Source organism: Plantactinospora endophytica, assembly GCF_016862915.1.
Lineage (GTDB): Bacteria > Actinomycetota > Actinomycetes > Mycobacteriales > Micromonosporaceae > Plantactinospora > Plantactinospora endophytica.
Window position 1 is genome coordinate 286,837 of record NZ_BONW01000028.1, and the last position, 23,416, is coordinate 310,252.

The 23,416-nt window shown below is 69.7% G+C and carries 18 protein-coding genes; 10 read left to right on the forward strand and 8 right to left on the reverse strand.

All coding sequences use genetic code 11. The features are described from left to right. Positions 1 to 154 precede the first annotated feature (154 nt). A complete protein-coding gene (locus Pen02_RS27205; RefSeq protein ID WP_203868953.1) occupies positions 155 to 1,126 on the reverse strand; it encodes an aldo/keto reductase in 972 nt (323 codons plus the stop codon). Positions 1,127 to 1,287: 161 nt separating this feature from the next. On the opposite strand from Pen02_RS27205, the gene Pen02_RS27210 reads away from it, so the two are divergent. Both Pen02_RS27210 and Pen02_RS27215 read left to right on the forward strand, forming a co-directional pair. Continuing rightward, positions 1,288 to 1,893 (forward strand): TetR/AcrR family transcriptional regulator, encoded by a 606-nt coding sequence (locus tag Pen02_RS27210; protein ID WP_239141345.1) that lies wholly within the window; start codon positions 1,288 to 1,290, stop codon positions 1,891 to 1,893. 52 nt (positions 1,894 to 1,945) lie between these two features. Continuing rightward, the gene (locus tag Pen02_RS27215; protein WP_239141347.1) at positions 1,946 to 2,923 is read left to right on the forward strand and encodes a cellulose binding domain-containing protein; all 978 of its coding nucleotides are present in this window, start codon (positions 1,946 to 1,948) and stop codon (positions 2,921 to 2,923) included. Positions 2,924 to 3,149: 226 nt separating this feature from the next. Here Pen02_RS27215 and Pen02_RS27220 read toward each other — a convergent pair whose 3' ends face one another. From Pen02_RS27220 to Pen02_RS27240, 5 genes are all read right to left on the reverse strand, one after another. Further along, complete coding sequence (locus tag Pen02_RS27220; RefSeq protein ID WP_203868954.1) at positions 3,150 to 3,500, reverse strand: VOC family protein; 351 nt, start codon at positions 3,498 to 3,500, stop codon at positions 3,150 to 3,152. Between the two features lie 556 nt (positions 3,501 to 4,056). Further along, a complete protein-coding gene (locus Pen02_RS27225) occupies positions 4,057 to 4,881 on the reverse strand; it encodes an SAM-dependent methyltransferase (RefSeq protein ID WP_239141348.1) in 825 nt (274 codons plus the stop codon). Positions 4,882 to 5,247: 366 nt separating this feature from the next. Beyond that, complete coding sequence (locus tag Pen02_RS27230; protein WP_203868956.1) at positions 5,248 to 6,210, reverse strand: hypothetical protein; 963 nt, start codon at positions 6,208 to 6,210, stop codon at positions 5,248 to 5,250. An 8-nt stretch (positions 6,211 to 6,218) separates the two neighbouring features. Next, positions 6,219 to 6,566, reverse strand: coding sequence for a PadR family transcriptional regulator (locus tag Pen02_RS27235; protein ID WP_203868957.1), 348 nt, complete (start codon positions 6,564 to 6,566; stop codon positions 6,219 to 6,221). A gap of 273 nt (positions 6,567 to 6,839) precedes the next feature. Next, the gene (locus tag Pen02_RS27240; protein WP_203868958.1) at positions 6,840 to 7,883 is read right to left on the reverse strand and encodes a LacI family DNA-binding transcriptional regulator; all 1,044 of its coding nucleotides are present in this window, start codon (positions 7,881 to 7,883) and stop codon (positions 6,840 to 6,842) included. A 223-nt stretch (positions 7,884 to 8,106) separates the two neighbouring features. On the opposite strand from Pen02_RS27240, the gene Pen02_RS27245 reads away from it, so the two are divergent. The 6 genes from Pen02_RS27245 (at position 8,107) to Pen02_RS27270 (ending at position 18,532) form a co-directional block, all read left to right on the forward strand. Further along, positions 8,107 to 9,021: a carbohydrate ABC transporter permease gene (locus Pen02_RS27245; RefSeq protein ID WP_203868959.1), complete on the forward strand. Its 915-nt coding sequence runs from the start codon at positions 8,107 to 8,109 to the stop codon at positions 9,019 to 9,021. Further along, on the forward strand, positions 9,018 to 9,839 hold the full coding sequence (locus Pen02_RS27250; protein WP_203868960.1) for a carbohydrate ABC transporter permease: 822 nt from the start codon (positions 9,018 to 9,020) through the stop codon (positions 9,837 to 9,839). Before Pen02_RS27245 ends, Pen02_RS27250 begins: the two co-directional genes overlap by 4 nt. Continuing rightward, the gene (locus tag Pen02_RS27255) at positions 9,836 to 12,532 is read left to right on the forward strand and encodes an alpha-L-rhamnosidase (protein ID WP_203868961.1); all 2,697 of its coding nucleotides are present in this window, start codon (positions 9,836 to 9,838) and stop codon (positions 12,530 to 12,532) included. The genes Pen02_RS27250 and Pen02_RS27255 overlap by 4 nt, the downstream gene beginning before the upstream one ends. A 27-nt stretch (positions 12,533 to 12,559) precedes the next feature. Continuing rightward, positions 12,560 to 13,825: an ABC transporter substrate-binding protein gene (locus Pen02_RS27260; RefSeq protein ID WP_203868962.1), complete on the forward strand. Its 1,266-nt coding sequence runs from the start codon at positions 12,560 to 12,562 to the stop codon at positions 13,823 to 13,825. Between the two features lie 228 nt (positions 13,826 to 14,053). Beyond that, positions 14,054 to 17,248 (forward strand): alpha-L-rhamnosidase, encoded by a 3,195-nt coding sequence (locus Pen02_RS27265; protein ID WP_203868963.1) that lies wholly within the window; start codon positions 14,054 to 14,056, stop codon positions 17,246 to 17,248. A 63-nt stretch (positions 17,249 to 17,311) separates the two neighbouring features. After that, positions 17,312 to 18,532 (forward strand): glycoside hydrolase family 1 protein, encoded by a 1,221-nt coding sequence (locus Pen02_RS27270; protein ID WP_239141350.1) that lies wholly within the window; start codon positions 17,312 to 17,314, stop codon positions 18,530 to 18,532. A gap of 49 nt (positions 18,533 to 18,581) precedes the next feature. Here Pen02_RS27270 and Pen02_RS27275 read toward each other — a convergent pair whose 3' ends face one another. Next, entirely contained in the window at positions 18,582 to 19,469 is an 888-nt protein-coding gene (locus tag Pen02_RS27275) for a helix-turn-helix transcriptional regulator (RefSeq protein WP_203868964.1), read from the reverse strand. Positions 19,470 to 19,618: 149 nt separating this feature from the next. Between Pen02_RS27275 and Pen02_RS27280 the strand changes: the two genes are divergently transcribed. Continuing rightward, a complete protein-coding gene (locus tag Pen02_RS27280; protein WP_203868965.1) occupies positions 19,619 to 20,083 on the forward strand; it encodes a cyclophilin-like fold protein in 465 nt (154 codons plus the stop codon). Between the two features lie 150 nt (positions 20,084 to 20,233). Here the strand turns inward: Pen02_RS27280 and Pen02_RS27285 are convergent, their stop codons facing one another. Beyond that, a complete protein-coding gene (locus tag Pen02_RS27285; protein ID WP_239141352.1) occupies positions 20,234 to 21,529 on the reverse strand; it encodes a CE1 family esterase in 1,296 nt (431 codons plus the stop codon). Between the two features lie 514 nt (positions 21,530 to 22,043). Here Pen02_RS27285 and Pen02_RS27290 point away from each other — a divergent pair. Further along, positions 22,044 to 23,405: an extracellular catalytic domain type 1 short-chain-length polyhydroxyalkanoate depolymerase gene (locus Pen02_RS27290; RefSeq protein WP_239141354.1), complete on the forward strand. Its 1,362-nt coding sequence runs from the start codon at positions 22,044 to 22,046 to the stop codon at positions 23,403 to 23,405. Positions 23,406 to 23,416 lie beyond the last annotated feature (11 nt).

Consider the following 23,416-nt stretch of genomic DNA (forward strand, 5'->3'; position numbering starts at 1 on the left):
GGGAACAGATCCGGCACGGCCAGGTGTGACGGATCGGGCGGTCCCTGCGTTGCTGGACCGATCCGGCGGCGAGAACCCGCTCTGGCGAGTACGCCGCCGGACCGGTCGAGCACTCCGGCCACCACTGCCGAACGGCAGGCTCTCGCCGCTTCGGTCAGCGGTCGATGGCGGCCATGTTGTCCTCGTCGAAGCGGTCGCCGGAGGCCGGAGGCAGGCTGTTCAGCCGGGCGATCTGGTCGGGAGTGAGCGTGAGGCCGGCTGAGGCGGTGTTCTCCGCCAACCGGGCGATCCGCGTGGTGCCCGGGATGGGGGCGATGTCCTCGCCCTGGGCGAGCAGCCAGGCCAGGGCGACCTGCGCGGGTGTCGCCTCGACCTCGGCGGCGACGGCACGGACCTCGTCGACGATGCGGAGGTTGCGGGCGAGGTTGTCGCCGGTGAAGCGCGGGTTGGTGCGACGCCAGTCGTCGGCGTCGAGGCCGTCGAGGGAGCGGATGTTCCCGGTGAGGAAGCCGTGCCCGAGCGGGGAGTACGGCACGAAGCCGATCCCCAGTTCGCGCGTGGCGGGCAGGATCTCGGCCTCGGGGTCGCGGGTCCACAGCGAGTACTCGGTCTGGACCGCAGCCACCGGGTGTACGGCGTGCGCCCGCCGGATCGTCGCGGAGGCCGCCTCCGACAGACCGATGTGCCGGACCTTGCCCTCGGCCACCAACCCGGCCAGCGCCCCCACGGTCTCCTCGATGGGCGTGTCAGGGTCCACCCGATGCTGGTAGTAGAGATCGACGTAGTCGGTCCCCAGACGCTTCAGCGACCCCTCCACGGCGAGTCGGATGTTGGCCGGGGTGCTGTCCGGACCGGAGCGGCCGGTGTGGGAGATGAGGCCGAACTTGGTGGCCAGCACGACCTCGTCCCGGCGCCCTCGCACGGCACGACCCACCAGTTCCTCGTTGGTGAAGGGGCCGTACACCTCGGCGGTGTCGATGTGGGTGACCCCGAGATCCAGTGCACGCCGGATCGTGCGGATCGACTCGTCGTCGGATCGGCCGGCGCCGGTGTAGAACGCCGACATTCCCATGGCGCCGAAGCCGATGCGAGAGACCTCGAGGCCGCCGAGCGATGTGATCTTCATGTGCGAACTTCCCTCACTGGCTAGTTCTGTTCTGGCCGGTACAGAACCCTAACACTTCTGAACTGGTCGGTACTCAATGGCTCTCGTCACAGCTCAGCAGAGGGTCATTTGCGCAGGCCACCGGCGCGTACGGGTTCTGTACCGAGGAGTACGCTGGCGCCATGGGTGGGTTCCGGAAGGCCGCCGTCGGCCGCCCTCGGGGGTTCGACATCGACGAGGCGCTGGAGCGCGCCATGCAGGTGTTCTGGGCGCGAGGCTACGAAGGCGCAAGCCTCACCGACCTGACCGGTGCCATGGGAATCAACAAGACGAGCATGTACGCGGCCTTCGGCAACAAGGAGCAGCTTTTCCGCAAGGCCCTCCAGCGCTACGGGCAGGGGCCAGCCTCCTACGCGACGCACGCCCTGGCGGAGCCGACCGCGCGAGCGGTGGCCGAGGCGTTCCTCCGAGGATCGGTCCGGACCACGACCCGTTCCGACGCCCCCTCGGGATGCCTGACCGTGCAGGGCGCGCTGGCGTCCGGCGACGACGGTCGACCCGCACGCGAGGTGCTCGTCGACTGGCGCAACGACGCCGGCGCCCGACTCGAGGAGCGCTTCCGGCGCGCCGTCGACGAGGGCGACCTCCCGCGTGACGCCAGCCCGGCGCGACTCGCCCGCTACATCATGACGGTGGGGTTCGGCATCGCCGTGCAGGCAGCCAGTGGCCGGGGCCCCGACGAACTCCAGGAGATCGCCGACACGGCCATGCTCGGTTGGCCACGGTAGCGGCGCATCGCCTGCCGGCAGGGCCGCCGGCAAGTTGACTCCGGCCACCGGCGTGCGTACCAGCTTCCTCGAACGCGACCGGATGGTCGAACGGTCTCGGGCCAACGACTCCGGGCCGTTCGACGGCGGAGCGGGCATCGGGTTCACCACCCCTGGGTGTACCGCCGGTTTTGGCGTACGCGACGCGGACACCGACGCCGGTTACGTTCTCACCGCCGAACACTGCGGAGCCATCGGCTCGCCCTGGCACGTCGGCTGGAACACGAACACCGGCACCGGCACGCTGGTCGGCTACGCGGTCGACAGCAACGACGACCACGACACAATGATCATTTCGACGTCGGTACCCGATGACCACCTCTACGTCGGCGGTCAGCACGACGAGGTCCGCGCCCAGGTCGTCGGCTGGACCGAGGTCTTCCCCGGCCAGTTGCTGTGCCAGTCCGGGTACACCTCTGCCGGTGAGATCGGCGGTCCTGTCTGCAACCTGCGGGTCGATTTCCACTACGACGACATCGAGGACCTCGTCGAGGCCACCCAACTCGACGGCGACGAGGCCGCCCGGGGCGGCGACAGTGGCGGCCCGGTCTACGCCGTCAATCCCGACGGCACCGTGCTCGCCGCCGGCACCACCACCCGGTCGGCCGGACCGGGCTTCGGGTTCCAGGACTTCGCGACCGCACGCGACGACTACGGCAACCTCGTGCCGGCGACGGCGATCGCCAGCACGTGCCGGGTCTCCTTCGTCGTCAGCGACTCGTGGGGCACCGGCTACGCCGCCATCGTCACCGTCTACAACGACGGCCCGGCCATCAACGGCTGGTCGCTGGGCTGGGCGTTCCCCGGCGGGCAACTCGTCCAGGGTCACTGGAACGGCGTCTTCCAGCAGGCCGGCCCGGCGGTGACCGTCACCAACGAAAACGACAACGCCAGCATCCCGACCGGCGGCGCCGTCAACTTCGGCTTCACCGCGAACGGTTCCCCCGGCACGCCGGCACCGTTCACCCTCAACGGCACCATCTGCAACTGACCCCTGTCCCTCGGCACACCGGGCCTCGCCGCATCGCCGGCGGGGCCCGGTGCATGTCGGGTCAGGACCCGGCCAGTTCATGCGGATGGTGTCTCTCGTCGGCCCGGAGAACCGGCGTTCCCAGCGCGCGCTGGAGAAAGTCGCGAAGGCGTACTCGTCGCAGCAGCGGAGCGGCGCCGCCGGCCAGCCGGGTGCGCGCCGGTTGGCCGGTGCGTCGCGTACGGGCTCAGGCGTCTTGGACGAAGCCGAGCACGTTGCCCTCGGCGTCGACGACTGCGGCGACACGGCGTCCGTTGCCGACCTCGTGGATCTCCTGTTGCGTCGTGCCACCGGCGTCGAGCACCATCTTGACGCTCGCTTCGATGTCGTCGACATGCCAGAAGGCCGTGGCACCGGTCATGTTCTGAGCGTCGTGACCGTTCGGGACGAGGCCGATGTGCTGCCCGTCGAGGTCGTAGCCGACGTAGTAGGGGCTGTCGGCCACGGGCCCGCGCCCAGCGAGGCGGGTGAACAGTTCCTTGGCCTCCGCCAGATTCCGGACCGGGTAAAGGATCGTGCGTACGCCAGTGGTTGCCATGGTTTGCTCCTTCGATGTCACGGTCTCGTGGTGCTGTCGCCACAGGTCACGCTACGTGCTTGTCGCCGCTCCGGCTTCTTCGTTCCTGACCGAACGTCGAGACACGCGCTGCCTCCGTACCAGGCGCTCGTCGGCTCATCTCGATGTCGACCGACACCGGAAGAGTTCGCAGAGCGTGACGACTCAGGCTCCTTGTGGCACGCCGCTTTTGGCTGTGCCACCTGCGGCATGTGTGACAGCAGTTTCGACCTCGCCGAGCGGAGTTCGAGGCCGAAACGGCCCCGGTCAGCCCATCGACCCGGTCGTCCCCCGAACCGACCGCTCGACCTGACCCGGCGACGACTCCTGACAACCAACGTTGGTGGTCAAAGCACCAGGGCGCCGCGCCACGGGCAGCGGCAGGATCCGGGCATCTGATCGGGGCCGGGTGGAACCGACGCTACCGGTGGACGTAGCCGGGTTCCTCATGCCTGTTGCGACGACAGTCGGCCTTTGGGCTGGTCGGACAGTGGCACTGGCTGCGTGGACATGGTCAAGCCGCCGAACATCTGAGCACCTAGCGTTTGCGGACGATCCCGCACCACTGGTCGACCTCGGCCGGAAGACTGCCGTCGTCCTGTGGTTCCGGACGCCATCGTGAGCACGAGACCCAGCCCGGCTCCACGACCTCAAGGCCGGTGAAGAACCGGGCGATCCGCTCCGGGGTCCGCAGCTTCAGTTTCGGCTGTGCATCGATGTTCCACACCCGGACCGCCTCGGCGGTGGCCGCACCGTTGACCGCCGTGGTGGTGTTGGCCACGGCCACGTAGCTTCCGGACGGCACGGCGGCAAGCAGCCGGTCGATGATCTGCTGCAACTCGTCGTCGTCGCTGATGAAGTGCATGACGCCGAGCAGCATGATCGCCACCGGCTCGCCGAAGTTCAGCGTGTCGGCCGCCCTCCGCAGGATGGCGTCCGGGTCGTGCAGGTCGGCGTCGATGTAGTCGGTGGCACCCTGCGGGGAACTGGTAAGCAGGGCACGCGCGTGTACCAGCACCAGCGGATCGTTGTCGACGTAGACGATCCGCGCCTCGGGTGCCACCCGCTGCGCGACCTCGTGAGTGTTGTCCTGACTAGGCAGTCCGGTGCCGATGTCGAGAAACTGGCGGATCCCCGCCTCGGTGACCAGGTGGCGGACGGCCCGCCCCAGAAAGAGCCGGTCGGCGCGTGCCAGCTCGATCACGACAGGAAAGATGCCCTTGACCCGGTCCCCGACCTCTCGATCCACGGCGAAGTTGTCCTTGCCGCCAAGCCAGTAGTTCCAGATCCGGGCCGTGTGCGGCACGTCGGTGTTGAGCCTGGAGGTCACCGGCTCCCGGTCGGCCGCGGGCGGTTCGGACACATGCGCTCCATCGGGCTGGCCAGGCGCGGGCGAGGACAAATGCATGTGCAGCATAGTGGGGCAACGCCTCCTCGGCCGACCCAGCCCGACTCGGCTCAGTCGTGAAGGGGCGCGATGATCCCGCGTCTTCTGAGGGTTCTGGGCGGACCTGGTGGGGCGCGGCTGGATTGATTCGTGGCGAGCCCGCCGCAGCCCCGGTCGAGGCGCTGTGGAAGACCGCCTACCAGCGGTTCCGTCGATGGGCGGCGGTTGGCACCTGGCGTTGCGGCCGCCCCTGAAATCGCTGGAGAAGGCGACCACGGCGGAAGGTTGATCCCGCTCTGCCGTGGTCGCCGCTCGTCTCACCCGAAGCGCGCGCGCTGGTGTTCAGCGCATCAGGGGTTCGTCGGGTGGTAGCGACCGCACTTCGGGCTTGTGGCGGCGGGCGAGGTGATCGATGCCAGTCATGGTGGCGGCGATCAGCGTGATGAGGATTGCCAGTGGTAGCGGCTGACCGTCGAAGTGCCGCATCGCCGTGTTGGAGAGTAGCGGGTCGGGGATGAGCCATCCGGCGACGAAGCCGGTGAGTCCGACGCCGACGATGACGGCGGGCCGGTGGCGGCGTACTGCGAAGGCGGCTCCGACAGCGGCGGTGGCGGCGGTGAGGATCCCGATGACCGTCGGCACGGCGTCGAGAACGTACACGCCGTGGCGTCCCCATTCTCCGGTGCCTTTCCAGGCGAGGATCCCGAGCGGGACGAGGGCCCACCAGAACAGGCGTGGCCGGGGCGCGGTCCACCGCTCGCGGTCGGCGATCGCGAGCAGGGCGAAGATCAGGACCGGTGCGGCGTACGCGAACAGTTGTTGGCCGGGGTTGATTCCCATGCCGGCACCGCTGAACACGTCGATGACGGACCAACCGACGGTGACCGTCAGGAATATTGCTTGCAGGGTGAAAGCGGTCCGGGTCGCGCCGCACAGCCAGGCGATCAGCGGTGCGAGGGGCAGCAGGCCGAGAACGACTATCTGCGGCCAACTGGAGATGACGGCCGGCATGTCGGTGGCGAGGACGGCGCCGGTGAACAGGTCCAGGGTGTCACCGGCGGGCTGGGTGCCGGCGGCGACGAGCAGGGCACTGAGTGCGGTGGTGAGGGCCGCGGTGGTGACGGGCGTCGTGAGTCGCAGCCGGATCGCCAGGGCGATGATGTTCAGTGTCTCGTGCCGGCTCGGGTGTCGGCGGCCGTGGTCGAGGTCCAGCAGCAGTCCGAGCAGTTCCTCGCCGCGGGCGTCGCGGTGCGTGGCTGGCAGTAGGCGCAGCAGCCGTCGATATCGTCGTTCCAGGGGGCTCATGTCCGGGCTCATCCGCTGGTCCCGAGGCGCGGGGCGTTGTGGCCGGCCCGCTTGTTGAGGCGTTCCTCGGCGAGCCGGATCGCGCTGGCCATCCGCCGGCTCTCGGCGCGGATGGCGTCTGCGCCCGTGTCGGTAAGTCTGTAGAAACGGCGTAGCCGGCCGTTCTCCACTTCGTCGTGGTCGGGGGCGATGAGCCCTTGGGTGACGAGGCGGTCGAGGGCTCCGTAGAGGGTGCCAGCGCGTAACCGGATCCTGCCGTCGGTCATCTGGGCGACCTCTGTCACCAGGGCGTAGCCGTGGCGGGGTTGGTCGGCGAGGGCGGAGAGGATCAGGAACGTCTGCTCGCTGATTTCCATGCGCTATATGTATCGCACCACGATATATATAGCAACGATGTGGCGTGTTGGAGTGGCGGGACCGTCAGGCGGTCCCAAGAAGTGGATAACGTTACCTACGGTCGCTCGCATCGGAGGTCTCGCTTCCGCCGTCGCCGGGTCGTCAGCGAGGCAAGCCCCAGGACGGTGTTTGCGGCGACAACCGGTCGACGGGGCGATTCCGCAGCACCGGTGGCTCCGACCACGTTCCCACGGCAACCCGTCGCGCCTCGGCCGCCGGGTCAGGTGACGCTGTCACGACGTGGGTGGCGGGGCGGTCGTGCGGCGGGTGACGAGGGTGGGGGAGAGCTTGACCTGTGCGGCGGGCCGTTGCCGGTCGGCGATGCGGTCGAGCAGTAGCCGGGCGGCGTTGGCACCGATCTGGTGACCGGCCTGGTCGACGCTGGTCAGGGAGATCGGGCGGAAGGCGGCGAAGGTGGTGTTGTCGTAGCCGGCGACGGAGATGTCTTCGGGCACGCGCAGACCGGCTTCGGCGATGGCGTCGAGAGCGCCCATGGCGACGATGTCCGCGCCGGCGAAGATGGCTGTCGGCCGGACCGGCCGGGCGAGCAGTTGCTGGGTGCCGAGGTAGCCACCTTCCTGGCTGTAGCTGGTGGAGGCGATGTCGATCTCGTCGGCGAGCCCCTGTGCGCGCATCGCCTGTTGGTAGCCGGCGGCGCGGATGGCGTTGGGCATCTCGGCGAGGCAGTCCCGGTCGGTCTCGTGGTGCTCGATGTGCGCGATCCGGGTGTGACCGAGTTCGACGAGGTGGTCCACGACCAGCGCGGCGCCGGCGAAGTCGTCGTCGGCGACGCTGTCGTAGGCCCGCGACCGGCCGTGCCGACCGACGACGACGGTGGGCACGGTGGCGGCGACGTGGTCGAGGTGGGCGCGGGTCGAGATGGGCGCGATGAGGATCAGGCCGTCCATGCTGCGGTCGATCATGGCGTGGGTGACCTTCGCCTCGGCGTCCCGGCCGTTGCAGCCGGGTCCGAGTAGGACCTGGTAGTCGGTGTCGGCGAGGTGGTCGGTGAGGCCGTCGAGGATCTCGGCGAAGAACGGGTTGCGGATGTTGGGCAGCATCACCCCGATGGTGTAGGTCTGGCCCCGCATGCCCCGCGCGCCGGCATTGGGGCGGTAGCCGAGTTCGGCGATCGCCTGCCGCACCCGGTCGCGCATCTTCGGGCTCACGCCGTACGCGTTGCGAAGCACCTTGGAGACCGCGGTCGTGGAGACCTGTGCGTGTTGGGCGACGTCGACGATGGTGATCCGCCGGGACGGCGCCACTGGGGTATCCATGCGGGTTCCTCCGGGCGGCCAGGGGTGGGGAACGTTGTCCCGGGAGTTTAATCGGTTCATCTCGCGGCCGACAGGGCGGTCTCTTGACGTCCAACCGATGAACTTCTAGGGTCAGGCGCAACATCTTGGAAAACGTTGCCCACTCACTCTCCGTGTTGTCGCGCTGTCGAGATCCTTGGCGGTGCGACCCGGATGAAACGTTCCAAGGAAGTAGATCCGATACATGACGACTTCCCCCGACAGACATGGACGGGAACGCCGCCCGGGCTCGGGCAGCACGCCCCCGTGGTGGTTCGCGGCTCCGGCGATGCTGCTGTTCGCCTTCGTGGTGCTGGTACCGAGCGCACGCGGCGTGTACTACGCCTTCACCGACTGGGACGGCCTGAGCCCGGACTTCTCCTGGGTCGGGTTCGGCAACTTCACCGACATGGCCGTCGATCCGAACGCCCGGCAGGCGATCTGGCACACCCTGGTCCTCGCGGTGGCGATCACCATCATCCAGAACGGGGTCGGTCTGCTGCTCGCGCTGGGCGTCAACACGATGATCAAGTCGCGGAACGTGCTGCGGGTGTTCCTGTTCGCCCCGGCGGTGATCACCCCGATCGTGACCGCGTACCTGTGGCGCAACCTGCTGGGACCGGACGGTGCGGTGAACAGCCTGCTCGGCACGGTCGGCCTGGGGTCGTGGCGGCAGGACTGGCTGGGTGACCCGCAACTGGCACTCTGGGCGATCGTCGGGGTGATCGTCTGGCAGTTCGCCGGCTACTCGATGGTGATCTTCCTAGCCGGGCTGCAGTCGGTGCCGAAGGAGATCTACGAGGCTGCCGCGATCGACGGCACCGGGCCGGTACGCCGGTTCTGGTGGGTGGTCCGCCCACTGCTCGCACCGGCGTTCACGATCAACCTGATGCTCTCCATCATCGGCGGGATCAAGCTGTTCGACCAGGTGTACGCGCTGACCGGAGGCGGCCCCGGGCACGCCACCGACACGATCTCGACGCTGATCTACAAGGAGGCGTTCACCCTCGGCGAGTTCGGCTACAGCATCGCCCTCGCGGTCGTGTTGACGGTCATCGTCGCGGTCGCCTCGACCAGCCAGTACTTCGTGCTGTCCCGCAACGAGAGGGCGGCGTCGTGAACCGATACCGCTGGCGCACCTTCGCGCTGGAGATGGTGATGATCGCCGTCGCGCTGGTCGTCGCCTTCCCGATATACGTCCTGGTCAACCTGGCGATCCGGCCCACCTCCGACACGGGTTCGCCGATCCGGCCGACCAGCAGCCCGACGCTTACCAACCTGACCCAGGCGTGGCAGGAGGGCGGGCTCGGCGGCGCGTTGGCCAACAGCGTACTGGTGACCACCGCCAGCGTGCTGATCGTCCTCGCGGTCTCGTCGCTGGCCGCGTACCCGCTGGCCCGGGCGACCGCCAGGTGGTCACGCGGGATGTTCCTGCTGATCATGCTCGGGCTGATCCTGCCGTTCCAGCTCGCCGCGCTGCCGCTCTACCAGACGATGCGGGACCTCGGCCTGCTCGGCAGCGTCTGGGCGCTGGTCCTGTTCTACGCCGGACTCCAGGTGCCGTTCACCACCTTCCTCTACGTCGGCTTCATGCGGGCGCTGCCGCGTGACTTCGAGGACGCCGCGATGATCGACGGCTGCCGGCCGCTGGAGGTCTTCCGGTACGTCGTCTTCCCGATGCTCAAGCCGATCACGGTGACCGCCCTGGTGCTCAACGCGATCGCGGTGTGGAACGACTTCTTCACCCCGCTGCTGTACCTGTCCGGCAGCGACCAGCAGACCGTACCCGTGGCGCTGGCCGGCTTCGTCGGGCAGTTCGTTTCGGACTGGAACCTCATCTTCGCCGCGCTCGTGATCAGCATCGTGCCGATCCTGGCCGTCTACTTCGCGTTGCAGCGCAGCATCATCAACGGCTTCGCCGGAGGACTCAAGGGATGACACCGTACGACCTGACGACGGAGCAGCGACGCGAGCCGCTCGGCCTGGGGGAGCCACGCCCACGGCTGTCCTGGAAGCTGGCGTCGACCCGGCGGGGCGCGGCGCAGACCGCGTACCGGATCACCGCCGCCGAACGCGCGGCCGACCTGGACGACCCGGAACGCCTGGTCTGGGACAGCGGGCGGCGCGACTGCGTGGACAGCATCGGCGTGCAGTGGGACGGCCCGGTACTGCGGTCGGCGACCCGGTACCACTGGCGGGTCGAGGTCTGGGACGAGTCCGGCGCCCCGGCCGGGGCGGCCCGGACCTGGTTCGAGACGGGCCTGCTGCACCGCGACGAGTGGACCGCCGGGTGGGTGGGGCGGGACCCGCTGGCGCTGCCGTACGCCGACCCGCCCGGCGACGACGTGCAGACCGAGTCCTCCCTGGTGGCGCCGCCGCTGTATCTGCGCCACGAGTTCCACCTGCCCCGGCCGCCGGTGCGCGCCCGGCTCTACGCGACCGCCCGCGGCGTCTACCAGCCACGGCTCAACGGCGTACGCGTCGGCGACCTGGAACTCGCGCCCGGTTGGACGGAGTACCACCACCGGCAGCAGTACCAGACCTACGACGTCACCGGTCAGGTGGGCGAGGGCGCCAACGTGCTGGCCGCGATCGTGGCGGACGGCTGGTGGTGCGGGTTCGTCGGCTTCGACGCCCGCCGTCCGGCCCGGCACTACGGCGAGCAGCCGGCCTTCCTGGCCCAGTTGGTCGTCGACTTCGCCGACGGCTCCCGGCAGGTGGTCGCCACCGGTTCCGGCTGGACCGAGCGTCCGGGTGCGATCCGCGTCGCGGACCTGCTGATGGGCGAGCAGGTCGACGCCCGCCAGCACGTCCCGGGCTGGGATACCGTCGGCCGGCCCGAGGGGTTCGTGCCGGCGGGGGTGCTCGACACCGTGCCCGGTCCGCTGGTCGCCGAGCCGGACGAGCCGATCCGGGTCACCCGGGAGCTGCCCGCCGTCGACGTGCGGCGGACCGGACCGGGCCGCTTCGTTGTCGACTTCGGTCAGAACCTGGTCGGCCGTGTCCGCCTCACCCTGCGCGACACGGTGCCGGGCCGGCGGATCGTGCTGCGCCACGCCGAGGTCCTCGACGGCGGCGAACCGTACCTGGACAACCTGCGCCGGGCCCGGGCCACCGACGTCTACGTCACGGCCGGCGAGCCGGTGGAGGTGTTCGAGCCGCAGTTCACCTTCCACGGCTTCCGCTACCTGGAGGTCGACAACCACCCGGGCGAACTGCGGGCCGCCGACGTGACCGCCCGGGTACTGCACAACGACATGCCGTTCACCGGCCGGTTCGAGTGCTCCGACCCGCTGGTCGACCAGTTGCAGTCGAACATCACCTGGGGCCAGCGGGGCAACTTCCTGGCGGTACCGACCGACTGCCCGCAGCGGGACGAGCGGCTGGGCTGGCTCGCCGACGCGCAGATCTTCGCGCCCACCGCCAGCCGTAACGCCGACGTGTCCGCGTTCTTCGCCCGCTGGCTGCGCGACGTGGTCGACGGGCAGGACGCCGACGGCGCGTTCCGCGACGTCGCGCCGGTCGTCTCCGTCACCCGAGAGGCCGCGCCCGCCTGGGGCGACGCGGGCGTGATCATCCCCTGGCACCTGTGGCGCACGTACGGCGACCGCCGCGCTCTCGAACGCAGCTTCGGCGCGATGCTCGGCTGGGTCCGCTACGTGCACCGGCACAACCCGGACCTGCGGTGGCGGCACCGCACCGGCAACTCCTACGGCGACTGGCTCCAGGTCGACGCGACCACACCTCGGGACCTGCTGGCGACCGCCTACTTCGCGCACAGCGCCCACCTCGTCGCGCAGGCGGCGCAGGTACTGGGCCGGCACGACGAGGCGACCGAGATGCGGGCCCTGCACAGCGGAATCCGAGCGGCGTTCGTCGACGCGTACGTCCACGACGACGGCTCGGTCGAGGGCGGCACCCAGACCGGTTACCTGCTCGCACTGGCGTTCGGGCTACTGCCGCAGCGGCTGGTACCGGCGGCGGTGGAGCACCTGGCCGCCGACGTCGAGAAGCGGAACTACCGGCTCAGTACCGGATTCGTCGGCGTAGCGCTGCTCTGCCCGGTACTCGCCGAACACGGCCGGGCCGATCTCGCCTACGCCCTGCTGCACCAGGACGAGTACCCGTCCTGGGGGTACTCGATCCGGCACGGCGCGACCACGATCTGGGAGCGCTGGGACGGCTGGACCGACCATGCCGGGTTCCAGTCGCCGGCGATGAACTCGTTCAACCACTACAGCCTCGGCAGCGTCGGCGACTGGCTCTTCGGCCGGGTCGCCGGCATCGACCAGACCGCGTCGTCGGTGGCGTACCGCGAACTGCTGCTCCGGCCACTGCCCGGCGGCCGGCTGACCTGGGCCCGCGCCGAACAGGAGACCGTACGAGGACGGGTCGCCTGCGGCTGGTCGATCGAAGACGGCCGGATCACCGTGACCGCCACGGTGCCGCCCGGCAGCACCGCACTGCTGGAGATCCCGACCTCCGACCCGGACAGCGTCCGTGAAGACGGCGCACCGGTGGCCGGTCGGCCGGGAGTGCTCAGGGTCGAGCCGGCAGCCGTTGGGGTCGCCCTGCGGCTGGCGTCCGGCCGCTACACCGTCAGCGCCACCGCACCCGGCGCGACCACCTAACCGCTCCTTCCCCCCATGGGAGTCACCATGAAGATACGCACCCTTGCGGCCGTGGCAGCCGCCGTCACCGTGGCGAGCCTGCTCGCCGCGTGCAGCAGCGGCACCAACGCCGGCTCCGGCGGCGGCGACGGCAAGACCCTCACCCTCGCCTCGGTCGACCAGGGCTCGATCGAGGACGTCGTCAAGGCATTCGAGGCCGCCAACCCGGGCGTGAAGGTCAACTTCACCACCAGTGGGGCCGACCAGTACCAGCAGCAGATCCGTACCCAACTCGCCTCCGGTACCGCGCCGGACGTGATGACGGTCTGGCCGGGCAACGGCAACCCCGGCGCCACGTACGTGCTGGCCAAGCCCGGCTACCTGCTGGATCTGTCCGACCAGCCGTGGGCGGCCAAGCTGCCGGACGCGGTCCGCCGCGTCGCCCAGTACGAGGGCAGGACCTACAACGCGCTCTTCGGCCTCAACGGCATCGGCGCCCTCTACAACGAACAGGCCATGCAGAAGGTCGGCCTACAGCCGCCGGGCACCTGGACCGACCTGCTGGCGTTCTGCAAGGCGGCCACCGCCAAGGGCACCCCCGCGTTCGCCCTAGGCATCCAGGACAACTGGGTCACCCAACTGGTGCTGTACGCGCTGGTCGCCACCACCGTCCACGCCGCCGACCGGGACTTCGACACCAAGATGCAGGCCGGCCAGGCCAGCTTCGCCAACTCGCCCTGGACGACAGCGATGGCGAAATACCAGGAGATGAACGCCAGCGGCTGCTTCCAGCGCAACCCGCTCGGCACCAGCTACGAGGCCAGCCAGGAACTCGCCGCCACCGGCAAGACCCTCGGCATCATCCAGGGCAACTGGGTCGTCGCCCTACTCAAGGGCAAGAACCCGGCCAGCACCTACGTCCTCAAGCCGCTGCCCGCCACCGACGACCCCGCGTCGTTCTTCATGCCCGCCGCAGCCGGCGCCGGCTACGGCGTCAACGCCAAGGCGAAGAACAAGGACCTCGCGCTGAAGTTCGTCAACTTCGTCATGTCGCCGGAGGGCATGAAGGTGTTCAACGGCAAGCAGGGCAGCCTGCCGTCGCTGCCCGACAGCGGCTCCGCCGTCGATCCGGGCATCGCGGAACTGAACACCTTCATCCAGGGCAACCGGACGGTGCCGTTCATGGACCAGCTCTGGCCCAACGCCAAGGTGCAGCAGACCATGCTCTCCGGCCTACAGGAGATCTTCAGCAACCAGTCCACCGCGGACAAGGTCCTCGCGGCGATGGACGCCGACTACAGGTCCGGCAGCTAGCCCCGACGTCCTCCGGACCGCACCGGCTCCGTCGGCGGCGCCACCGCCGACGGGGTCACCTCCACGGCACCGACCGGGCAGCCCGCACTCCACCCGTACCGGTCTGGTGCGGCCCGCCGCACAGCACCACCAGGACGACCGATCAGACGTACGACGGCACTCGCCGGCGCCTGAGGTGGCCGGCGACAAGGGAGGGCACCAGTGTCAACAGCCAGGAATCGTCGGCGCGTGCTGGCGGGCGTAGGGGTCTGCGTGACCCTGCTCGCGTCGCAGGCGCTCCACCCGGCCCCGGCCGCCGGGCACAGCAGCGACCAACCCCAGGTCCAAGCCGTCAACCTACAGGTCGACGGCCGCCACGACGAACCGCTCGGCATCGACAACCCCGCGCCGACCCTCGGCTGGCAGATCGCCGAGACCCGGGCCGCCACGAGCCACCCGTGCCACCGACGACACTCCCGGGCGGCATGCCCCGGCGACCGGCAGACCGCCTACCAGATCCGGGTTGCGGGCAGCGAGCGTGACCTCCGGCGCGGCCGACTGCTCTGGGACTCCGGCAAGGTGGCCTCCGACCGGCAGACAAGCGTCGCCTACGCTGGCCGGCCGCTCGCCTCCCGGCAGCAGGTGGTGTGGCAGGTCCGGGTCTGGGACGCCGACCGACGGGCCTCCGACTGGAGCCGGACGTCCGGCTGGGAGATGGGTCTGCTCGCGCCGGCCGACTGGGGTTCGGCGCGCTGGATCGAGTACCCCGGCCGCACCGAGAACCAGCCGATGCCGATCCTCGCCCGCCAGTTCACCGTCGACCACCGCCGCACGGTCACCGCTGCCCGCCTCTACCTGTCCGGCGTCGGCCTGCACAAGCCCACCCTCAACGGCCGCACCCTCACCGACGAGGTCCTCGCGCCCGGCAACTCCAACTACCAGCTCTCCAGCGAGTACCGTGGCTACGACGTCACCGAGCAGCTACGCAGGGGCGGCAACACCCTCGGCGTACAGCTCGGCAACGGACCCGCGTACGTGCGCCGCAGTGTCACCAACCCGGCGGTCGGGCGCACCGCGCCGTACTCGTGGTGGCAGAGCCAGCTCAAGGGCAGCGGCATTCTGGTCGCCGACGCCGAGGCCGGCACCACCACCGTCAAACTCGACAACGTCGCCAACTACCACGTCGGCGGGACGATCAACGTCGACACCGGCGAGGGCGGCGACCGCCTCGAATCCCGGGTCATCACCGCGATCGGCACCGCCGGTCCGGACGGCACCGGCGTCACCCTCACCCCGCCGCTGACCAAATCACACCTGGCCGGTGTGCTGGTGACCGGATCGGGCAACAACATCGCGGCCAGCGACGCGAGCGCGGGTGCGGCCGTCACCCCGCGCCTGATCGCCCGGCTGGAAATCTCCTACACCAACGGCAGCAGCGACGTCATCGTCTCCGACCGGCGCTGGCGGGCCGCCCTCGGACCGCTGGTCACCGACGCCTGGTACTCCGGCGCCGACTACGACGCCCGCCGCGAGCAGCCCGGCTGGGACCAGCCCGGCTCCGACCTGTCGGCTACCGGGAAACGGCGCGACGGCACCGCCACCGGCTGGATCGACGCGGGTATCGCCCCGCCGCCGAACCTGGCCACCAGGCTCGTCGCCCGCGCCGCCGAACCGATCAAGGTCGTCGAGACGTTCACCCCGGTCGCGATGACCAATCCCGCCCCCGGCACCTGGGTCTTCGACTTCGGGCAGAACATCGTCGGCTGGCCCGAGCTGCGCCTGCGGGGCGTGCCGGCCGGCACCACCGTGCGGATGTCACCGGCCGAGTCACTCGCCCCGGACGGCACGGTCGACCAGGCGTCACTGCGCGGCGGCGGTGGAAGCCGGGGCGTCGACCTGTTCAACACGTACACCAGCGCCGGGCTGCCGGGCGGCGAGACCTGGCATCCGGACTTCAACTACTTCGGCATGCAGTGGGTCCAGGTCACCGGCCTGCCCGAGGGGTACGTACCGACGAAGGACACGATCAGGGGACTGCGGCTGCAGGCGGCCACCCCGGTCGCCGGTGCGGTGGTCACCTCGAACGCCCGGATCAACCGGATCAACACGATGGCCCGCTACTCGTTCGCCGGCAACGTCATGTCGGTCTTCACCGACTGCCCCGGCCGGGAGAAGCTCTCCTATCCGGCGGACTACACCATGCCGATGGGGGCGATCCACCGCAACCATCAGCTCGCCGCGTACCTGCGCACGACCATGCACCACCTGGTCGAGGGACAGTCCCGGGCGGACACCCCGATGTTCGGCAACGTGGCCCTCAAGACCCCGGTCTACGACTGGGGCTACAGCGGGCGCTTCGGAGACGAGATCAACTGGGGCAACGCGATAATCCTCGTCCCGGCGATGCTCTACGAGCTCTACGGCGACACCCAGACCATGACCCGCTACTACGACCACATGACCACGTTCGCCGACTACATCCAGCGGCAGAAGGTCGGCACCGGTGCCGACGCGCACATCGTCGACGCCGCCCTCGCCGACTGGGTCTCGGCCGAGCAGACCTCCGGCCGGATCACCGGTACCTGGGGGTACTACGTGATGATCAGCAAGCTCGCCATGATGGCGAAGCTGACCGGACACACCGCCGACGCCGAGAAGTACGCGGCGCTGGCCGGGGAGATCAAGGCAGCGTTCAACGCCCACTTCTACAACAGCACGCTGCGCCGCTACACCTCGGCCGGCAACGCCGGCACCACCGGCGCCACCCAGTCGGCGCAGGCCCTCGCCCTCGATGCCGGGCTGGTCCCGGACAGCGAGCGCGGCGCCGTCCTGGACGCGCTGGTCGAACTGGTCTACGCCTTCCATCCCAGCGGAGACGGGCCGCACTTCAGCGGCGGCACGATCGGCATGGCGCCGACCGTGCGGGCGCTGGCCGCGGCCGGGCGCGACGACGTGCTGTGGGACCTGCTCCAGGAGGACGATCAGCCCAGCTACGGCTACTTCATGGAGTCCACCACCGCCAACCCGGGCGGCATGACGACGATGGGGGAGCGGTGGAACCGCGGCGACTCGAAGAACCACATGATCCTCGCCCAGATCGAGGAGTGGTTCCACAGCGGAATCGTCGGCATCCGGGAGGCCGCCGGCTCGACCGCGTACCGGAAGCTGGTCTTCCAGCCGAAGGTCGTCGGTGACCTGACCTACGCCAAGGGGAGCTACCACACCCCGGCCGGCGAGGCCCGCGCCGAGTGGCGCAAGGACGCGCGCTTCCTGCGGCTCACGGTCACCGTGCCCACCAACACCAGCGCCGAGGTCTGGGTACCGACCCAGGGCGGCCGGATCGCCGGCACGCCGGACCGGGCCGCCTTCGTCCGCGTCGACGGCGCGTACGCCGTCTACCGGGTCGCCTCGGGCACCTACACCTTCACCACCGTCAACGCATAACAGCGCGCGGTCTGGCCCGCCGTTTGGCGGGCCAGACCACGCCGTTTCCCGGATCGGAGCATCGTGGGCGTCGAATTTCCCGCCGACTTCCTGTGGGGTACCGCCACCTCCGCACACCAGGTCGAGGGCGGCAACGTCAACAGCGACTGGTGGGACTTCGAACACGCCCCGGGCACCGCCGCCCGGGAGTCCTCCGGCGACGCCGTCGACCACTACCACCGGTACGCCGACGACTTCGCCCTGCTGGCCTCCCTCGGCCACAACACCCACCGCCTCTCCGTCGAGTGGGCCCGCGTCGAACCGGCCCCCGGCGAGTTCAGCCGCGCCGCCGTCGGCCACTACCGGCGGGTGCTGACCGCGCTCGCCGACACCGGCATGACCGCGTTCGTGACCCTGCACCACTTCACGCTGCCGCGCTGGTTCGCCGCCGCCGGTGGGTGGCTCGCCCCCGACGCCGTCGAGCGCTTCACCCACTACTGCCGGTACGTCGCCACCGAACTCGGCGACCTGATGCCGTACGTCTGCACCATCAACGAGCCGCAGATGGTGGCCCTACACGGCTACCTGGAGGGCTACCACCCGCCCGGGATCACCAACCCCGTCCTCTGGAAACGGGTCGGGCGTACCCTGCTGGCCGCGCACCACGCCGCCGTCCGCGCGGTCCGCGACGGCTCACCGCACTCCCGGGTCGGCCTCGCCGTGAACCTTCCCCTGCTGGCGCCGGTCCGGGACGACGAGACCTGCCACGCCTTCTGCCGCCTGATGCGGCACGAGATCGTCGACCTGTACCTGGACGGCCTCACCGGCCCCGACCGAGGCGACTGGCTCGGCGTGCAGTACTACCGCAAGCAGTGGGTCGACGCCGCCGCACCCACCCTCTTCGCCGACCCACCAGAGGGCTTCAGCCGGACCCAGATGGGCTGGGCCAGCTACCCGGACGGGCTGCGCCAGATGCTGCACCGCGCCGCCCGAACCGGTCTTCCCCTCTACGTCACCGAGAACGGCATCGCCACCGAGGACGACGCCGAGCGGGTCGACTACCTGCACACCCACCTCGCCGCGCTCGCCCAGGCCCGCGCCGAGGGCGTCGACGTACGCGGCTACCTGCACTGGTCCGCCTTCGACAACTTCGAGTGGAGCGAAGGATTCCGGCCGAAGTTCGGTCTCGTCACCGTCGACCGCGAGAACGGCTTCGCCCGGATTCCCAAGCCCAGCGCTCACGCCTTCGCCGAGATCGCGGCCACCGGCCGCCTCCGGCGGGAGTGTGTCACCCGCGAGCGGTGACGGGCGGGGACGCACGACGTACCTGCTGGACGTACAGCGGTCGGACGGGTTACGGGATGGGTACTCCTTTCGCGGTGCCGTCGTCGTGTTGCACGGCGGCCCAGGAGGCGAGCAGTTGTAGGGCGTCTTCGGTCGGGGAGCCGGGTTCGGCCGTGTAGAGGGTCATGGTGAGGTCGGGTTCGGCGCGTAGATCCATGCTCTCGTAGGCGAGTTCGAGGTTGCCGACGATGTGGTGGTGGAAGCGTTTGACGCCGGTACCGTGGCTGCGGACGTTGTGGGCGCCCCAGCGGCGGCGGAAATCGTCGCTGCGAGTGCACAGCTCCCCGACGAGGTCGTGCAGGCCCTTGTCATGCGGGTCTTTGCCGGCTGCGGTGCGTAGATTCGCCACACACATATCCGCGGCCAGGTCGAAGTCGGGGTAGAAGCGACGGGCTGCGCTGTCGAGGAAGGTGAACCGGGCGAAGTTCGGCGGGCCGGTCGGGGCGGTGTAGTGGTCGGAGTACATGGCGCGGCCGAGGTGGTTGGCGGCGAGCAGGTCCAGCCGGTTGTTGCCGATGATGGCCGGGGCGGTGGTGATGGCCTCGAGCGACCGTTGCAGGCTGGGCCGGACCGGCCACTGCCTCGATCGGCGGCGCGGACGGAGGACGGCGTTGCTGCCGTCGGCCTCGTGGGCGAGGCGCAACAGGTGGGCGCGTTCGGCGTCGTCGAGTTGCAGGGCGCGGGCGATCGCGTCGAGGACCCCGGCCGAGACACCGGCGAGGGTGCCGCGTTCGAGCTTCGCGTAGTACTCCACGCTCATCCCGGCCAGAGCGGCGACCTCACTGCGCCGTAGCCCGGGAACGCGGCGCTGCCCGGACACGGGAAGGCCGGCCCGCCCGGGTGTGATCCTGGCGCGGCGTGAGGTGAGGAACTCGCGTACCTCGGTTCGGTTGTCCACGTCACCGACGGTACGACGCGCGCCGGGGACCTGCGATGTACTGCGAGTACACCCATCGCCAGTGACTTCTCCACGCCGGGCCCGCCGGGTGTGCTGGATGGATGACCGCATACGCCGCTCCATCGATCCGCCGCCGAGCAACAGCCCTCGTGGCATCCGCACTTGTCGTCGTCCTGGCCGGATGCACGGTCACCGCCGGCCCCGGCGGGACGAGGTTCGGTTCGCCGCTGGCCACGCTGAACGCCTCGGCGGGCGTGCCGGTGGTGCTGCGGCTTGACGACCGGGGCGCCACCGCGACGCTTGTCGACACGCCACAGGCACGGCAGCTGACCGCGATGTTGCCGGTGACGGTGCGGCTGCAGGACGTGTGGGCGCAGGCGAAGTCGGGCCGGCTGCCGCACGGGCTCACGGTCGAGGGCGGCCCCACGGTCCATCGTCCCGTACCCGGAGAGATCTACTTCTGGCCGCAGACAGAGGTGATCGCCATCTACTACGCCGACCGTGACCAGCCGGTGCCCGGCCCCGGCCTGGTCCGCCTCGGCGTGGTCGATACCGGCCTGGAGATCCTGGCCGAGGCGGGTAGGCGGTTCACCGTCCGGATCGACGTGGCCTGAATTGCCGAGCAGGCACCGCTGAACCCGATCGCCTCCTCGAACTCGGTCGTGCGGCCGGCGGGAGGGTGGCCGGGCTCTGCCGCCGCGAGGAGGTCGCGGGTCTGGGGGTGGAGCTGGTCCGAGCTCCACCCCCAGAATCTCTGCGTACGGTCAGGCGAGAGCGCAGGCCGCACCGTTGAGCGTGTACGAGGTCGGCTTGGCGGTGTTGCCGGTGTGGGTGGCTTGGAAGCCGATGTTGACCGATGCGTTGGGTGCGATGGTGGCGTTGTAGGAGGCGTTCCTGGCGGTGACCTGTCCGGAGGCGGGGGAGTAGCTGGCGTTCCAGCCTGAGGTGATGGTCTGGCCGCTCGGCAGGGCGAAGACGAGGGACCAGCCGTTGACCGTGGTGGTGCCGGTGTTGGTGATGGTGATGCTCTCGGTCAGGCCCGTGTTCCAAGCGTTCACGGTGCTGGTGACCCGGCACGCGCCACCGGTGGGCGGTGGTGTGGTGGTGGGTCCTGGCGTCGGGGTCGTCGGTCCTGGTGTCGGGGTGGTCGGGCCCGGTGTCGGCGTGCTCTGGAACTGTGTGAAGAACGTCCATGTCTCCTGGGGGAGCCATGGCGTGTTCGATCCGGCGTCCAGTGGTGTGGGGGTGTGGCCGCCGTCGAACGCGTACCAGGCGACCGGGTATCCGGCCGAGCATCCCGAGTAGTGGAACTCGGTGTGTCGGCCGCTGCCCTGCGCCGGCTCGGGCGGGCTTGCCGCGGTGCAGCCGTTGTTCCGGACGAACCTGTCGCGCATGGATCGTCCGCCGGAGATGCTGAGCACGTTGTCGGTGAGGCCGTGTGCCTGGAGGTACGCGATGGGTTGGGTGCCGCCGTTGCATCCGCTGATCACGCCACCGGCGTAGATCGCCACGGCGCGGAAGACGGTCGCCCGGGCACAGGCGAGCGCGTAGCTCATGCCACCGCCGTAGCTGAAGCCCAGGGAGAACAACTGCGCCGTGTCGACGCAGAGGGCGTTCCCGATGGTACGGATCATGTCGTCGGTGAAGGTCACGTCCTCGCCGCCGGAGTTGGCCCAGCCGTTGTTGAGGCCCTCCGGTGCGACGAAGATCGTGCTGTTGTTCGCCAACGGCAGGAGCCCGTAGTAGCTCTGGCTCACCACCGAGTTGGCGTTGCCCCCCAACCAGTGGAATCCGAAGACCAGTCGGTAGAGGCGGCTGTTGTCGTAGTTGTCGGGGATTCTCAGCACGAAGCTTCGGGTCTTTCCACCGCTCTGTATCGAATGTGTGCCGCTCGTCAGCGTCGGTGCCCGGCCGCAGCCGGCGGTGGCCGCCAGGACGCCTGCTCCGACACGCGGCGTGCCGGCGTCGGCCTCCTCGGGTGTGGCCGCACCGGACGGTAGTGCGGTCGCCACCAACATCGCGATGCCGGTGGCGGCCGCGACGGCCGACAACGTCAGCATCGTCGGGCGATGCCGGCGACCTGCTCTCCCAATCAACTTTCCTCCTCCGGGTTGCGCGATCGTGGCAGCGCGTTGCTCGGGGGATCGATCGCGGCCGGTGTCGGCCACGCATCGGTGGCGGTGTCCGCCGGGCGGGCGTCACCGATGCGTCCGACCGCTTCGTCGGCCGCGAGCCGCCGGACGGATGATCCTGCGGTGTCCCGGGTGGGACAAGGCGCTGTCCGTACCAACCGTGCTGTCGGCCGCCCCCGGTTCCGTCGACATCGGTCAGTGTCAATATAAGAGTACCTGTGACGGCCGTCAATGGAAGTGCCCGACGTCTGTGATCGGGTCCCCGGTCGACGGTGCGGCTCGGGACTTGGGTGCCCGGATGCCACCGATCGTCGTCGTCGACCTGCGGAACGTCGAGGGGCTCGGAAGCCGTCGGTCCGCCGGTGAAGGGCCCGGGGCGGTGCTGGGAGCTGCTTCTAGACACTATATTGACGACCGTCAGGCAAGTTGCTAGCTTGCTGCAATGATGACTATCGATGGATTGGGTAGGCGCCGACTCCGGGTGGCAGTCGTCGCGTTGGCTTCGACCGTGCTCGCGGCGACCGTTGGGATCGTGCTCGCCCCGCCGGCCACGGCGGCCTCCCTGGTCGAGGTGACCAGCTTCGGTGACAACCCGGGCGGCATGCGGATGCACGTCTACGTACCGGACTCCCGGCCCGGCAACCCGGCGATCGTGGTGGCCATGCACGGCTGCGGCGGGTCGGGTCCCGGCTTCTACTCCGGCAGCGAGTTCGCCTCGCAGGCCGATCGGTACGGCTTCATCGTGATCTATCCGACCGCCACCCAGCAGGCGGGCTTCGGCAACTGTTTCGACGTCTGGTCGGCGGCGTCCAAGCGCCGGGGCGGCGGGAGCGATCCCGTGTCGATCATGTCCATGGTGACGTACGTCCAACGGGAGTACGGCGGTGACCCGAACCGGGTCTACGCAACGGGCAGTTCGTCCGGCGGCATGATGACCAACGCCATGCTCGCCCTCTATCCGGACGTCTTCAAAGCGGGCGCGGCGTTCATGGGAGTGCCGTTCAACTGCTTCGCCAACGCGGCCGACTTCCCGCCGCAGAACAGCCAGTGCGTCAACGGGCGGATGGACCGGACGCCGCAGCAGTGGGGCGACGCCGTCCGACAGGCATATCCCGGCTACAGCGGCGCCCGTCCGCGCATCCAGCTCTGGCACGGCACCAACGACACGCTCGTGCCGTACCAGTTGCTTCAGGAGGCGGTCGACCAGTGGACCAACGTGCACGGCCTCAGCCTGACGCCCACCTCCACGGACACGCCTCAGGCGAACTGGAACCGGCGGCGCTGGACCAGCGGCGGCACCACGCCGCTCGAGGCGATCAGCGTCAACGGCGCCGGCCACAGCCTGCCGATGAGCGGCATGGCCCAGGCGGCGGTGCAGTTCTTCGGTCTCACCGGCGGCTCACCGACCCCGAACCCGACCACGGGTACGCCCACCAACCCGCCCACCAACCCGCCGACCGTGCCGCCGACCACCACCCCGCCGCCGTCCACGGGTGCCTGCCGGGTCGGCTACTCGGCCAACACCTGGACCGGCGGCTTCACCGCCAACGTGACGGTGACCAACACTTCGACCAGCGCCGTCAACGGCTGGACCGTGCAGTGGAGCTGGCCGGGCAACCAGCAGGTGACGAACGCCTGGAACGCCACGGTCAGCCAGTCCGGCGCGCAGGTGACGGCCCGCAACGTCTCCTACAACGCCGCGATCGCGGCCGGGGCGAGCGTCACCTTCGGCTTCCAGGGCACCTACAGCGGAGCGAACCAGGCGCCGACCCAGTTCACGCTGAACGGCACGGTGTGCGGTTGATGACCGCACGA